At 70.3% G+C, this 16,479-nt stretch carries 1 protein-coding gene; it reads left to right on the top strand.

Features of this window, described 5'->3' with window-relative positions; translation table 11 throughout:
- The first annotated feature begins 42 nt into the window (after positions 1-42).
- Complete coding sequence (locus OG609_RS05500; protein WP_442817940.1) at positions 43-16,470, top strand: type I polyketide synthase; 16,428 nt, start codon at positions 43-45, stop codon at positions 16,468-16,470.
- Positions 16,471-16,479 lie beyond the last annotated feature (9 nt).

Here is a 16,479-nt window from a genome sequence, read left to right as displayed (position 1 = left end):
AGCTGTTGACGCGCGTGCAAATCATGGCTTTCTCAAGGGGCGGTGCTGTTTCCGATGGCGAGTGAAGAGAAACTCCTGGATCACCTGAAGTGGATGACCGCTGAGCTTCGGCAGACGAAGCAGCGGCTCCACGAGGTCGAGTCCGAGGGCCAGGAGCCGATCGCCATCGTCGGCATGAGCTGCCGGTTCCCCGGCGATGTCCGCTCGCCCGAAGAGTTGTGGCAGTTGGTCGCCGACGGCTCGGACGCGATCGCGGGCTTCCCGTCGGACCGTGGCTGGGACACGGACGGGCTCTACCACCCCGATCCGGACCATCCCGGCACGACCTACGCCGACCAGGGCGGCTTTCTGAGTTCCGTCGGGGACTTCGACGCCGAGTTCTTCGGGATCTCGCCGCGTGAGGCACTGGCGATGGACCCCCAGCAGCGACTGCTTCTCGAGACTGCTTGGGAGGCACTGGAGCGGGCCGGTATCGACCCGGCTTCGCTGCACGGCAGCAGCACCGGCGTGTTCATCGGTTCCAATGCCCAGGATTACGCCGGGCTGCTGCACAACGACACGGCGGAGCTCGGTGGTTACCTCGCCATCGGAAACTCCGCGAGCGTCATGTCCGGCCGGATCGCCTATGCCCTCGGTTTCCAGGGGCCTGCCGCGACCGTCGACACGGCGTGCTCGTCGTCGTTGGTGGCCCTGCACTGGGCTGCTCAGGCGTTGCGCCAGGGGGAGTGCTCCATGGCGCTGGTGGGTGGGGCGTCGGTGATGTCCACTCCGGGGGCCTTCCTGGAGTTCTCCCGGCAGCGTGGTCTGGCGTCCGACGGCCGGTGCAAGGCGTTCGCCGACGCGGCCGACGGCACCGGCTGGGGCGAAGGCATCGGCATGTTGCTGGTCGAGAGGCTCTCGGACGCCCGCCGCAACGGGCATCAGGTCCTGGCCGTCATCCGCGGCTCCGCGATCAACCAGGACGGTGCGAGCAGCGGTCTCACTGTCCCCCACGGCCCTTCGCAGCAGCGGGTGATCCGGCAGGCGCTGGCCGACGCCGGTCTGTCCCCGGCCGACGTGGACGCGGTGGAGGCCCATGGCACGGGGACCCGGCTGGGCGACCCGATCGAAGCACAGTCGTTGCTGGCCACCTACGGCCAGGACCGGCCCGAGCACCGGCCGCTGCGGCTGGGATCGCTCAAGTCGAACATCGGTCACACCGCGGGTGCTGCCGGTGTGGCCGGCGTGATCAAGATGGTGATGGCGATGCAGCACGGTGTGCTGCCGCAGACCCTGCACGTCGACGAGCCTTCGTCCCATGTGGACTGGTCGGCGGGAGGCGTCGAACTGCTGACGGAGTCGGTGACCTGGCCCGAGACGGGACAGCCGCGACGGGCGGGCGTGTCATCGTTCGGGATGAGCGGCACCAACGCGCACGTCATCCTGGAACAGCCCCAGGAAGCGGACGAGCAGGCCGAGACGGCGACCGCCGTGCTCCCGGTCGTTCCGTGGATCCTGTCCGCCAAGTCCTCGCCGGCGCTCGCCGAACAAGCCGCGCGCCTGCTGGCTTTCCAGCCCGAAACGGCCCACAGCGCAGTCGACCTCGGATACTCCCTCGCCGTGGCCAGGACCGCGATGGAAAGCCGGGCAGTACTCCTCGGCGCGAACCCGGAAAGCCTCCTCCGCCAAGCCGCGGCGCTGGCCGACGACCCGCGAGCCGCCGACGTGGTCACCGCCACGGCGGTCGACGACAACCCGATCGCGGTGTTGTTCTCGGGTCAGGGTGCGCAGCGGTCGGGTATGGGCCGTGAGTTGTACGAGTCGTATCCGGTGTTCGCGGATGCGTTTGATGTGGTGTGTGCGGAGTTGGACCGGCATCTGGATCGGCCGGTCCGTGAGGTGGTGTTCGAGGGTGGTGAGCTGCTGGATCAGACGGAGTTCACGCAGGCGGGGCTGTTTGCGCTTGAGGTGGCGTTGTTCCGGTTGGTGTCGGCGTGGGGTGTGAAGCCGGACTATCTGCTGGGGCATTCGATCGGTGAGTTGTCGGCTGCGCATGTGGCCGGGGTGCTGTCGCTGGAGGACGCGGCGAGGCTGGTGGCGGCCCGGGGCCGGCTCATGCAGGCATTGCCGGCGGGCGGGGCGATGGTCTCGCTCCAGGCGACGGAGGACGAAGTCCTTCCGCTGCTGACCGACGGTGTGTCGATTGCCGCGCTCAACGGGCCGTCTTCGACGGTGGTGTCGGGTGATGAGGACGCGGTTCTGGCGATCGCCGCGCATTTCGGGGCGGAGGGCCGAAAGACCAAGCGCCTCCGCGTCAGCCACGCCTTCCATTCGCCGCGCATGGACGCGATGCTGGATGAGTTCCGTGCGGTCGCCGAGGGACTCACCTTCAACGCTCCGCAGATCGCCATCGTCTCGAACGTGTCCGGTCGGGTCGTGTCGGACGAGGAGATCTGCTCGGCGGACTACTGGGTGCGGCATGTCCGTGAGGCGGTGCGTTTCCTGGACGGGATGCGTGCCCTCCAGGACCAGGGTGTGGCCACGTTCCTGGAGCTGGGTCCGGACGGTGTGCTGTCCGCGATGGGGCAGGACTGTGTCGAGGACTCGGCGTTCGTACCGGCTCTGCGCAGGGACCGTGACGAGGCGCTGACGCTCGTGACCGCCCTTGCCGAACTCCACGTACGCGGTACGTCCGTCGACTGGGCCGCGTACTTCGCCGGCACCGGCGCCCGCCGCGTCGACCTGCCCACGTACGCCTTCCAGCGGCAGCGCTACTGGCCGAAGAACACCTGGCCCCGGACCGGGGACGTGACCGGGCTCGGGCTGCGCACCGGTGATCATCCGCTGCTCGCCGCTGCGGTGGGGCTGGCGCACACCGATGAGTTCCTGTTCACCGGGCGTCTGTCGCTGCAGACGCAGCCGTGGCTGGCCGACCATGCCGTCATGGGCTCGGTCCTGCTGCCTGGCACGGCCTTCGTCGACCTGGCCCTGCACGCGGGCGAGCACGTCGGCTGCGAACTCGTGGACGAACTGACCCTGCAGGCACCGCTGGTGCTTCACGAGTCGGCAGGCGTCCACCTGCAGGTTGTCGTGGGCACCCCTGAGGCCGACGGGCGTAGGCCCATCAGCGTGCACTCACGCCCCGGTGAGGCCGACGGTGAGGAGAACGACTGGACCCAGCACGCCACCGGCCTGCTCGCACCGGTCGACGCGACTGTCGAGTCCGCCGCCGAATCCTCGGTACGGGAGTCCCTGCGGGCTTGGCCGCCGCGCGACGCGACCGAGATCGGTGTCGAGGGCCTGTACGAACAACTCGCCGTCCAAGGCTTCGGCTACGGGCCGGCCTTCCGGGGGCTGCAGCGGGTCTGGCGCCGTGGTGAGGAGGTCTTCGCCGAAGTGGCGGTGGCCGACCTCGACGTCGCCGGGTTCGGTGTGCACCCCGCGCTGCTCGACTCCGCTCTCCACTCTCTCGCTGTGGGCGGCCTTCTGGGCAACGGCGGGCCGGAGGACCCGGCGAGCGCCGAGCGGCGCGGCTGGCTGCCGTTCTCCTGGAACGGGGTGTTCCTCCGCGCCACCGGGTCCACCACGCTGCGGATGCGGATTGCGTCCACGGGCCGCGACAGCACGATGTCACTCGTCCTGGCCGATGCCGCCGGACAACTCGTCGCGAAGATCGACGCGTTGACACTGCGCGAGGTGTCCGCCGACCAGTTCGACGACCGGCTCCGGGCCACCACGGACTCGCTGTTCCAGCTGAGCTGGGTCCAGATCGCCGAAGACGGGCCCTCGCCCGAGCCGGGTGGCGAGGCGCAGTCGTGGGCCGTGCTGACAGCCGACGGGACCGGACCGGGCCTCGACGGCTGCGACACGTTCGCGGACGTGACCGCGCTGAGCGCCGCCCTCGACGCGGGAGCCGCCGCCCCGGACGTCGTACTGATCGACACCACCGACAGCACGGCCGGGGACGCCGACGTCCTCGGAGCCGCGCACCGCGCAGCGCACCGTACCCTCGCCCTTCTGCAGGAATGGCTGGCCGATCCGCGCTTCGACGCGTCCCGGCTGATCGTCGTCACCCGTCGCGCCGTCGACACGGACGGCGACACCAGCAGCATGCCCGACCTGTCCGCCGCCCCGGTGTGGGGCTTGCTGCGGTCGGCCCAGGCGGAGAACCCGCAGCGTTTCGTCCTGCTGGATCTGGACGAGACGGCGGGGCCCGACGTCGGTGTCGTACGTCGCGCCATCGCCAGCGGCGAGCCGCAGCTGGCCGTACGCGACGGAGTGCTCCACGCCCTCCGCTTCGTACGGTCCGGGCAGGACGGCACCCTGCTGCCGCCTGGGGACGGAACGACCTGGCGACTCGACAGCGCGAGCAAGGGAACGCTCGACGGACTGAGGCTGCTGCCCCACCCGGAAGCGCTCGACGAGCTCGAAACCGGTCAGATACGCGTGGCCGTGCGAGCGGCAGGGCTCAACTTCCGCGACGTGCTGATCGCCCTCGACATGTATCCGGGACAGGCCACGATGGGCATCGAGGGTGCCGGTGTCGTGCTGGAGACCGGCCCCGGCGTCACCGGGATCACGCCCGGTGACCGGGTGATGGGCCTGCTGAGCGGCGGATTCGGTCCCACCGCGGTGACCGACCACCGCATGGTCGCGAGGATTCCCGACGGGTGGTCGTTCACCGAGGCCGCCTCGGTGCCCATCGTGTTCCTCACCGCCTATTACGGTCTCGTCGACCTGGCTGCACTCCAGCCGGGCGAGTCGGTCCTTGTGCACGCCGCAGCGGGCGGTGTGGGCATGGCGGCCACGCAGTTGGCGCGCCACCTCGGCGCCGAGGTCTTCGGAACGGCCGGTCCCGGCAAGTGGGACACCCTGCGGGAACTCGGCCTCCACGACGATCACATCGCGTCCTCGCGCACGGTGGAATTCGAGGAGCAGTTCCGCGCCGCCACTGACGGACGTGGCGTGGACGTGGTCCTGGACTCCCTCGCCGGGCCGTTCGTGGACGCCTCGCTGCGGCTGCTCCCCCGCGGCGGACGGTTCGTGGAAATGGGCAAGGCCGACGTGCGCGACCCCGAAGCGGTCGCACATGCCCACCCCGGGGTCGCCTACCAGGCATTCGACGTCATCCAGGCGGGTCCCGAGCGGATCGGCCGGATGCTGGCCGAGGTGGTCGCGCTGTTCGAGAGCGGGGCGCTGCGTCCCCTACCGGTGCGGACCTGGGACGTACGCCGGGCACCGGAGGCCTTCCGCTTCCTCAGCCAGGCCCGGCACATCGGCAAGGTCGTGCTCACGGTCCCGCAGCCGCTCGACCGCGACGGCACCGTACTCCTCACCGGTGGCACCGGCTCGCTCGGCGGCGTACTCGCCCGGCACCTCGTCGCCACGCACGGCGCCCGGCACCTGGTTCTGGCCGGCCGGAGCGGGCCCGACGCACCGGGCGCGCAGGAACTCGCCGCCGAACTCACCGCGCTCGGCGCCACTACCGTCACCCTGGCGGCCTGCGATGTCTCCGACGCCGACGCACTCGCCGCACTCCTGGCCGCCATCGACGACGCGCACCCGCTGACCGCCGTGGTCCATGCGGCGGGGGTACTCGACGACGGCATCATCCCCTCGCTCACCAGCGATCGGCTGGACGCGGTGCTGCGGCCCAAGGCGGATGCCGCCTGGCATCTGCACCGGCTGACCCGCGATCTGGACCTGCCGATGTTCGCCCTGTTCTCCTCCACCTCCGGCCTGCTGGGGGCGCCCGGCCAGGGCAACTACGCGGCCGCGAACGTCTTCCTCGACTCGCTGGCCCAGGCCAGACGGAAGCAGGGGCTCGCGGCGACCTCCCTCGCCTGGGGCCCGTGGGAACAGGCCGGCGGCATGATCGACCGGCTCCGCGGGACGAGCGCCGGCCGCAGCAGCCGAGGCGGACTGATCACCCTGTCGGCGCAGGAGGGCGCGGCACTGTTCGACGCCGCACTGGCCGTCGACGACGCCGTTCTCGTACCGATGAAGCTGGACGCCACGTCTCTGCGCGGCCGGGCCGAGGAGCCGTCCCTGTTCAAGGGGCTGGGACTCGGTGGCCGCAGGTCCAGCAGGCGCAGCGCGGCTTCGGCGGCCATCGAGGCCTCGACGCTCACCGAGCGGCTGAGGGGACTGGACGAGTCCGAGCAGACGCAGATGCTCGTGGAACTCGTCAGCATGCAGGCGGCCGCTGTTCTCGGACACTCCGACGCGGACGCCGTACGCCCCGGCCGGGCGTTCAAGGAGCTCGGTTTCGACTCCCTGACCGCCGTCGAACTCCGCAACCGCCTGGGTGCGGCGACCGGACTGCGGCTTCCCGCATCGCTGATCTTCGACTACCCGACTCCGGCCGTGATGGCTGCCCACCTGCACAGCGCGCTGGTCGAAGCACCCGGATCACCCACGCTCGCCGATTCCGCCGTACGGGCCGGAGCGGCGGACACCGATGAACCGATCGCGATCGTGGCCATGAGCTGCCGTTACCCGGGCGGTGTCAACTCGCCCGAGGACCTGTGGAACCTCGTCGCCACCGGCACCGACGGCATCTCCGCCTTCCCCACCGACCGGGGCTGGCGGCTGCCGTCCCACGACGGCTCCGACACCGCCGGACTGCCCCACGAAGGCGGGTTCGTCCACGACGCGGGCGAGTTCGACGCCGCGTTCTTCGGGATCTCGCCGCGTGAGGCGCTGGCGATGGACCCGCAGCAGCGGCTGCTGCTCGAGGCGGCCTGGGAAACGTTCGAGCGGGCCGGCATCGCCCCCTCGTCCGTACGCGGCAGCCGCACCGGCGTCTTCGCCGGGACGTCCACCTCCGGATACGCAACGTCTCTGGACCAGCTCCCCGAGGGTGTCGCCGGACACGTGCTGACCGGCACCGCCGGCAGTGTTGTCTCCGGGCGGGTGGCGTACACCTTCGGACTGGAAGGGCCCGCGGTGTCGGTCGACACGGCGTGCTCCTCCTCGCTGGTGGCCCTGCACCTCGCCACGCAGGCGCTGCGGTCGGGCGAGTGCTCCATGGCCCTGGCCGGCGGCGTCATGATCATGGCCGACGAAGGGATCTTCGCCGAGTTCGGCGGGCACGGCGGCCTCGCCGCGAACGCCCGCTGCAAGGCGTTCTCCGACAACGCGGACGGCACCGCGTGGTCCGAGGGCGCCGGACTGCTGCTCCTCGAACGGCTCTCGGACGCGCGGCGCAACGGCCATCAGGTCCTGGCGGTGGTCCGGGGCTCTGCGGTGAATCAGGACGGTGCGTCGAATGGTCTGACGGCGCCGAACGGTCCGTCGCAGCAGCGGGTGATCCGCCAGGCACTGGCCAACGCCGGTCTGGAGCCGGCACAGGTGGACGCCGTGGAGGCACACGGCACGGGGACCCGGCTGGGTGACCCGATCGAGGCGCAGGCGCTGCTCGCGACCTACGGGCAGGGCCGGCCGGACGACCGCCCCCTCCTGCTGGGCTCGCTGAAGTCGAACATCGGTCACGCGCAGGCTGCCGCGGGTGTGGCCGGGGTCATCAAGATGGTGATGGCGATGCGCCACGGTGTGCTGCCGCAGACCCTGCACCTGGAGAGCCCGTCCTCCCAAGTCGACTGGTCGGCCGGGGCCGTTGAGCTCCTGGCCGAGTCGGTGGCGTGGCCCGTGAAGGACGAGCCGCGTCGGGCCGGTGTGTCGTCGTTCGGGATCAGCGGTACGAACGCACACGTCATTCTTGAGCAGGCGCCCGTCGAGGACGTGCCGGGGACGCCGGCGGACGGGGTCTCGCCGCTGAGCGGTGCGGCGCTGCCGTTCGTGCTGTCCGGGAAGTCGCCCGGCGCGGTGGCGGAACAGGCGGCTCGGCTGACCGGTCTGCTGGACCGGGAGCCCGGTCTGCCCCTGAGGGATGTGGCGTGGTCGTTGGCCACTGCCCGTACCAGGTTCACGCATCGTGCGCTGCTGGTTGCCGGAGACGTCGAGGAACTCCGGTCGGGTCTGGACGCGCTGGCGGACGGACGCTCGGCGCCGGGTGTGGTGCAGGGCGTCGCGGACGGCGAGGCGCGCGCGGTGTTCGTGTTCCCGGGGCAGGGTGCGCAGTGGGTGGGCATGGCCGCGGGGCTGATGGAGTCGTCGGCCGTGTTCGCCGAACGGCTCCGGGAGTGCGCGACCGCGTTGTCGGAGTACACCGACTGGTCGCTGCTCGACGTGCTGCGCGGTGAACCGGACGCGCCCGGGCTCGACCGGGTCGATGTCGTCCAGCCCGCGCTGTGGGCCGTGATGGTGTCGCTCGCCGAGGTGTGGCGCGCGGCGGGTGTCGAGCCGTCCGCGGTCGTCGGTCACTCGCAGGGCGAGGTCGCCGCGGCATGTGTCGCCGGTGGGCTGACTCTGCGGGACGGAGCGCGGGTGGTGGCGCTGCGGAGCAAGGTGTTGCTGGAACTGTCGGGTCTGGGCGGCATGATGGCCGTGGCGGAGTCCGCTGACCTGATCGGTGACCGGCTCACCCGGTGGGACGGACGGCTGTCGGTTGCGGCGGTCAACGGGCCGTCCTCCGCCGTGGTCTCCGGCGACGCCGACGCACTGGACGAGTTCCGGGAGGCCTGCAGGGCCGAAGGGGTCCGCGCCAAGCGCATCGACGTCGACTACGCGTCGCACAGTGTGCACGTGGAGCGGATCCGGGAGCGGTTGCTGGAGGTGCTGTCGGACCTCGAACCGCGCTCCTCGCAGGTGCCGTTGTACTCCACCGTGACCGGGGAACTTCTGGACACCACGGGCATGGACGCCGAGTACTGGTACACGAATCTGCGCCGGACGGTCCTCCTGGAGAAGACGACCCGGGCGCTGCTGAGTTCGGGGCACGGTGTGTTCGTCGAGGTCAGCCCGCATCCGGTGCTGGCCGTGGGGCTGCAGGAGACGTTCGCTGCCGCTGGTTGCGAGGCGGTGGCCCTGGGCACGCTGCGCCGTGACGAGGACGAATCCCGGCGTTTCATGACCTCGCTGGCCGAGGCACATGCGCACGGGGTCGAGCTGGGCTGGCGGGCTCTGTTCGAAGGCACCGACGTGCAGCGTGTCGATCTGCCGACGTACCCCTTCCAGCATCAGCACTACTGGCTGAAGTCGGTACCCGGACAAGGCCGCGACATCTCGGTGACCGGAATGCGGCCCGGCGGGCACGCCCTGCTCTCCGGGGCGATCAGGCTGGCCGACTCCGACGGCGTGGTGATGACGGGCAGGCTGTCGGTCGAGACGCACCCGTGGCTCGCCGACCACGTCGTTCTGGGTTCGGTGCTGCTGCCGGGCACGGCCTTCGTCGACCTGGCGCTGCACGCCGCCGACCAGGTCGGATGTGAGTTGTTGGAAGAGCTGACGATAGAGGCGCCGCTGGTCGTCCCGGATTCCGGCGCGGTCGTGATCCAAGTGACGGCCACCCTGCCCGACGCCTCGGACCGCAGCACTGTGCACATCTACGCGGCACCCGCCGACGCACCGGAGGACGTGTGGACCCTGCACGCCTCCGGCACGGCGACACGTGCGGAAGTGCCGGTGGCGGACGGTCTGAGTGAGTGGCCGCCGGCCGGGGCACAGGCGCTCGCCGTCGACACCCTCTACGAGTCTCTCACCGAGGCCGGCTACGGGTACGGTCCGCTGTTCCAAGGGCTGCGGGCTGCCTGGCGTCAGGGTGACGACGTGTACGCGGAGGTGGCGCTGCCGGACGAGGCCGACGTCGAGGGATTCGGGGTGCACCCCGCTCTGCTGGACGCGGCACTGCATGCCATGGGCTGGTCGGTGGCGCGTGACGCCGGAGGTGAGCCGGGCGCCGTCGAGCTGCCGTTCGCTTGGAGCGGTGTCTCGCTGAGCGCGGTCGGCGCCCGCGCGCTGAGGGTCAGGATCCGGCGCGTACGGTCGGGAGCCTCTCTGCTGCTGGCCGATGGAACGGGCTACCCGGTCGCCTCCGTGGACACGCTCGCACTGCGCCCGATCAGGCCGGAACAGCTGAAGCCTTCGGACAACGTGCTCGGTGACGCGATGTTCCGGGTCGAATGGGCGGCGAAGCCGATCGGCTCCGCAGAGTCCGTTCCCGGCATTGCCCGGTACGAGGACCTGGTTCCCGGGGATGTGGTGTCGGGTGTGGTGGCGGTGTCGTTCGCGGATGTGGATGTTGCTTCCCGTTCCGGGGACGTGGTGTCTCGTACGCATGAGATCGTCCGCGTGGCCTTGGAGTTGGTGCGGGAGTGGTTGGCGGGTGAGCGGTTTGCCGGTGCGCGGTTGGTCGTGGTGACTCGGGGCGCGGTGGTGTGCGGCGGTGATGGTGCGCCGGATCCGGCGCAGGCTGCTGTGTGGGGTCTGGTGCGGGCGGCGGAGACGGAGAATCCGGGCCGGTTCGTGCTGGTGGATGTTGATGTGGCCGATGAGTCCGTGGTGTCGGCTGCGGTGGCGTCGGGTGAGCCGCAGATGGCGGTGCGGATGGGTGAGGTTTTCGTGCCGAGGCTGGCGCGGGTGGCTGTCGGTGCTGGTGGGAGTGTTCCCGAGGTCGGTGTGGGCACGGTGTTGGTGACGGGTGCGGGTGGTGTGCTGGGTGGGTTGGTGGCGCGTCATCTGGTGGTGGAGCGTGGTGTTCGGAATCTGTTGTTGGTGAGTCGTCGGGGACCGGATGCTCCGGGTGCCACGGAGCTGGTTGCTGAGCTGGCTGAGTTGGGTGCGCGGGCTCGGTTTGTCGCGTGTGATGTGGCGGATCGTGTTGCGTTGGCGGAGGTGCTGGCGGGTGTTGAGGCCGAGTGCCCGTTGGTGGGTGTGGTGCATGCGGCGGGTGTGCTGGACGATGGTGTGGTGTCGTCCTTGACTCCGGAGCGGTTGGCTGGGGTGTTGCGGCCGAAGGTTGATGCGGCGTGGTATTTGCATGAGCTGACGCGTGGCATGGATCTGTCGATGTTCACGTTGTTCTCCTCGGCTGCCGGTGTGTTCGGGGGTGCGGGGCAGGCGAACTATGCGGCGGCGAATGCGTTCCTCGATGCTCTGGCCGAGATGCGGCGGGCGGAGGGGCTTGCGGGGCAGTCGTTGGCTTGGGGGCTGTGGGCTCAGGCCAGTGAGATGACCGGGCAGCTGGGTGCGGATGATCTGCGGCGGATGGCCAGGGGCGGTCTGCTGCCGTTGTCGTCGGAGCAGGGACTCGAACTGTTCGACGCGGCCGCGGCATTGACCGACGAGGCTGCGCTGGTGCCGATCCGGGTGGATACGGCCACTCTGCGGGTACGTCCGGAGATGACTCCGCTGATGCTGCGGGGTCTGGTCCGGGTGCCGAATCGGCGGAAGGCCGACGCCGGCACTGACCGCTCCCAGTCCTTCGCGCGCACCCTCCTCAGGCTGGAGGCAGCCGAACAGGAGGCGCGGGTACTTGAGTTGGTACGCAACGAGGTCGCCTCCACCCTGGGCCACAGTTCCAGCGAAGCGATCAAGCCCCGGCAGGTCTTCACCGATCTCGGGTTCGACTCGCTGACCGCAGTGGATCTGCGCAACCGGCTCAACGCTGTCATGGGCCTGCGACTGCCGGCGACGCTCGTCTTCGACTACCCGACCCCCGAGGCACTGGCCGGCTTCATCCGGGCGGAGATCCTCGGCACGCACAGCGAGTCGACCACGGCCGTTGGGGCGACCGGCACCACGGCGGACGACCCGATCGCGATCGTCGGCATGAGCTGCCGCTATCCCGGTGGAGTGTCCGGGCCGAAGGACCTGTGGCGGCTGCTCTCCACCGCCGGTGACGCGGTCACGGGCATCCCGTCCGACCGAGGCTGGGACGTGAACGCGCTGTTCGACCCGGACCCGGACAGGCCCGGTACGTCGTACACCCGCGAGGGCGGGTTCCTACACGACGCCACCCACTTCGACGCTGAGTTCTTCGGGATCTCACCGCGTGAGGCGGTGGCGATGGACCCGCAGCAGCGACTGCTCCTGGAAGCCTCGTGGGAAGCGGTGGAGTCGGCGGCCATCGATCCCGCCTCGCTGCGTGGCAGTAACACAGGCGTCTTCACCGGCCTCATGTACCACGACTTCGCGGCGTATGCCGCCGCGTCCGCCGAGAGCCTTGAGGGGCACCTCACCACGGGCACTGCGGGCAGTGTCGCCTCGGGGCGGGTGTCGTACACGTTGGGCCTGGAGGGTCCGGCGGTGACGGTGGACACGGCGTGTTCGTCGTCCCTGGTCGCGCTGCACTGGGCGATTCAGGCGCTGCGGTCGGGTGAGTGCTCGATGGCGCTGGCCGGCGGGGTGACGGTCATGGCCACACCCGGCACCTTCGTCGAGTTCTCCCGGCAGCGAGCACTCGCGGTGGACGGACGCTGCAAGTCGTTCGCCGCGGGCGCCGACGGTACCGGTTGGGGCGAGGGTGTCGGCATGCTGTTGGTGGAGCGGCTGTCGGATGCGCGGCGGAACGGGCACGAGGTGCTCGCTGTCGTGCGGGGCAGTGCGGTGAATCAGGACGGTGCGTCGAATGGTCTGACGGCGCCGAATGGTCCTTCGCAGCAGCGGGTGATTCGGCAGGCGCTGGCGAATGCCGGTCTGTCGGCTTCCCAGGTGGATGCGGTGGAGGCGCACGGTACGGGTACGAAGCTGGGTGACCCGATCGAGGCGCAGGCCTTGCTGGCGACGTACGGGCAGGGGCGGTCGGAGGGCCGGCCGCTGTGGCTCGGGTCGGTCAAGTCGAACATCGGTCACACACAGGCTGCGGCGGGTGTCGCCGGGATCATCAAGATGGTCCTGGCCATGCGGCACGGGGTCCTGCCGCAGACGCTGCACGTGGACGAGCCGACGCCTCAGGTCGACTGGGAGGCAGGGAACGTACGGTTGCTGACCGAGTCGGTGGCCTGGCCGGAGACGGGCGCGGCGCGCCGTGCGGCGGTGTCGTCGTTCGGGATCAGCGGCACGAACGCGCACGTCATTCTTGAGCAGGCGCCGGACGAAGAAGTCCCCGTTGAGACCGGACTGCCGGCCGACGCGGTGCTGCCGTTCGTGCTGTCCGGGAAGTCGGAGGGCGCGCTGCGGGACCAGGCCGCGCGGCTGGCGGAATCGGTGGCGGACGCACCGGAGCTGTCCATGGGGGATCTCGCGCACGCACTGGCGGTGAGCCGCTCCCGGTTCGAGCACCGTGCGGTGGTGACGGCCTCCGGCCGCGAGGAGTTGGTGGCCGGTCTCGGTGCCCTGGTGGAAGGGCGCTCCGGTCCGGGTGTGGTGCGGGGTGTCGCTGATGGTGCGGTGGCTCCGGTGTTCGTGTTTCCGGGGCAGGGGTCGCAGTGGGTGGGGATGGCTGCGGGGTTGATGGAGTCCTCGCCGGTGTTCGCGGAGCGGATCCGGGAGTGTGCGGCTGCTCTGTCGGCGTATACGGACTGGTCGTTGTTGGGTGTGTTGCGTGGTGAGTCGGGTGTGCCTGGGTTGGATCGGGTTGATGTGGTGCAGCCGGTGTTGTGGGCGGTGATGGTGTCGCTTGCCGAGGTGTGGCGTGCGGCGGGTGTGGTGCCTGGGGCGGTGATGGGGCATTCGCAGGGGGAGATCGCGGCGGTGTGTGTGGCGGGTGGGTTGTCCTTGGAGGACGGTGCGCGGGTGGTGGCGTTGCGGAGTCGGGCGATTTTGGAGTTGTCGGGTCTGGGCGGGATGGTGTCGGTGGCGGAGTCGGCGGGTCGGGTGGAGGCGCGGCTTGCGGGGTGGGGTGGGCGGTTGTCGGTGGCGGCGGTGAATGGGCCGTCGTCGGTGGTTGTTTCTGGTGATGGTGATGCGTTGGACGAGTTGGTGGTGGTGTGCCGGGGTGAGGGGGTGCGGGCCAAGCGTATTGATGTTGATTACGCGTCGCACAGTGCTCATGTGGAGCGGATTCGTGAGCGGTTGCTGGATGTGTTGTCGGGGGTGGTGCCGCGGGCTTCGGGGGTGCCGTTGTATTCGACGGTGACGGGTGGGTTGTTGGACACGGCGGGGATGGACGCGGAGTACTGGTACACCAATTTGCGGGGGACGGTGCGTCTGGAGGAGACGACTCGGGTTCTGCTGGGTGCCGGGCATGGGGTGTTCGTCGAGGTCAGTCCGCATCCGGTGCTTGCGGTCGGGTTGCAGGAGACGTTCGAGGCGGCCGGGAGTGATGCGGTGGCTCTGGGGACGTTGCGCCGGGACGAGGACGAGTCCCGCCGCTTCATGACCTCCCTCGCCGAAGCCCACGCGCACGGAGTCGACCTCGACTGGAAGACCCTGTTCGCCGGGCATGCCCCCACCCACCTGGACCTGCCCACCTACCCCTTCCAGCGCCGGCACTACTGGCCCGAAGCCCCCGGAGTACCCCTGGCTTCCCCGGACACGATGTCTCCGGATGAGGCGCGGTTCTGGCAGGCAGTCGAAGGCGAGGACCTGGACGCCCTCATACGCACCCTGGGCGGGACGCAGAGCGAGGCGGCCCTGCAGACGGTCATGCCGGCACTCGCGTCCTGGCGGCGTGACCGCCGTAACGGATCCACGATCGACGGCTGGCGCTATCGCGTCGACTGGACCCCGCTGGCCAAGGCGAAGTCCTCCCGGCTTTCCGGACAGTGGGTCGTGCTGATTCCGGAGGCGCTGCGCGACGACGCGGCGGTCTCCGCTTGTGACGCGGCTCTGACACAGCACGGAGCGCACGTGACAACCCTTGTGGTGTCCGAGGGGGAAGCCGACCGGGACACCCTGGCCGGACGCATCCGCCGGCTCCTCGACGCGAGCGACCACGAAACGGCGGGTGTGCTGTCGTTCCTCGGGGTGGATGAGACCCCCGACCCCGTGCATTCCGCGGTCCCCGCCGCCGTGACATCGACGCTGGCTCTCGTACAGGCGCTCGACGACGTGGAGCTTCAGGCGCCCCTGTGGTGCGCCACCAGGGGCGCCATACAGGTCAGTGACACCGCCGACCGCACTGTGAGCGTCGCTCAGGCGCAGGTGTGGGGGATGGGACGGGTCATCGGGCTGGAGCGCCCCGGCAACTGGGGCGGCCTGATCGACCTCCCCGACGACGGCGTCGACACACGCATCACCGACAGCCTGTGCGGGATCCTCTCCGACGCGGCCGGTGAGGATCAGATGGCTGTGCGCCCGGCGGGGGTCTTCGGCCGCCGACTGGTGCGCGCGCCCCTGAACGGAGCGGACTCCGGCACCCCGTGGAACGCCGAAGGCACCGTGCTGATCACCGGCGGTACGGGTGCCCTGGGCGGGCATGTGGCCAGGTGGCTGGCCGGGCGGGGCGCGGAGCGGCTCGTCCTGACCAGCCGTCGGGGCATCGCCGCGCCCGGCGCGGCAGAACTGGAGGCGGAGCTCACAGCTCTGGGCGCCAAGGTTTCCGTTGTCGCCTGCGATGTCGCCGACCGGGCCCAAGTGGCCGCGCTGGTCGGACGACTGAGCGAGGAGGGCAGTCCCGTCCGCAGCGTCATCCATACCGCCGGGATCAGCGACAGCGTCGCCCTGGCAGACACGGAGCCGGCCGCCTTCGCCGACGTACTCTCCGGTAAAACGGCGGGCGCCGCTCACTTGGACGAACTGCTCGGCGGAACGGTGGACGCGTTCGTCGTGTTCTCGTCCATCGCCGGGGTGTGGGGCAGCGCGCGCCAGGCCGCGTACGCGACCGCGAACGCGGCACTTGACGCGCTGGCTCTCCGCCGCCGCGCCCAGGGCTGGGCGGCCACGTCCGTGGCATGGGGCCAGTGGGCCGACAGCGGGATGGCCGCCGGTGACACCGGCGAGCAGCTGACCCGGTTGGGGCTGGCCCCGATGGAGCCGGGCCTGGCGATCGCCGCGCTGCAACAGGCGATCGAGCACGACGAGACGCCGATCGTCACCGTGGACGTGGACTGGTCCCGGTTCGCTGCCGCGTTCACGACCCTGCGGCAGAGCCCGCTCATCGGTGATCTGCCCGAAGTGAGGGCCGCGCTGACGAGCACCGAAGAATCCGCGGAGGCCGACGGCGCCGACACGGCCGATGCGTTGACCCGGCGGATGCGGGAACTGTCGGGGCCGGAGCAGGACCACGTGCTGCTGGAACTCGTACAGGAGCGGGCGGCCACCGTGTTGCGGCTGGACACACCGAACGCGGTACGCCCCGACCGGGCCTTCCGCAACCTCGGTTTCGACTCGCTGACCGCGGTGGAGCTGCGCAATCAGCTCGCGGAGGCGACGGGCCTACGGCTGCCGGCCGCACTGGTCTTCGACCACCCGACGCCCGCCGCCCTCGTCACGTACCTGCGGGGCAGGCTGCTTCCGGAGGCCGGCCGGTCCGGCGGGGAGGACACCGGCGCTTACGGCGACGTGGACGAGGCCGTAGTGCGCAGTGCACTGGCCACCGTGCCGCTGGACCGGCTCAGGGCCGCCGGACTGCTGGACACCTTGATGACGCTCGCGGAGGAACACGGCGGAGCCAATGCTCCCTCGCCCGCGGGTGACGACAACGACTCGATCGACGAGATGGACGCCGAGAGCCTGATCCAAATGGCTCTGGGCAACGGCGATTCCTGATGATGCGCG

Origin of the sequence: Streptomyces sp. NBC_01224, from assembly GCF_036002945.1 — a bacterium.
In the GTDB taxonomy this organism is placed as follows: Bacteria; Actinomycetota; Actinomycetes; order Streptomycetales; family Streptomycetaceae; genus Streptomyces.
The sequence above is the reverse complement of the archived record's forward strand: the minus strand, read 5'-3'. Positions and strand labels throughout refer to the sequence as shown.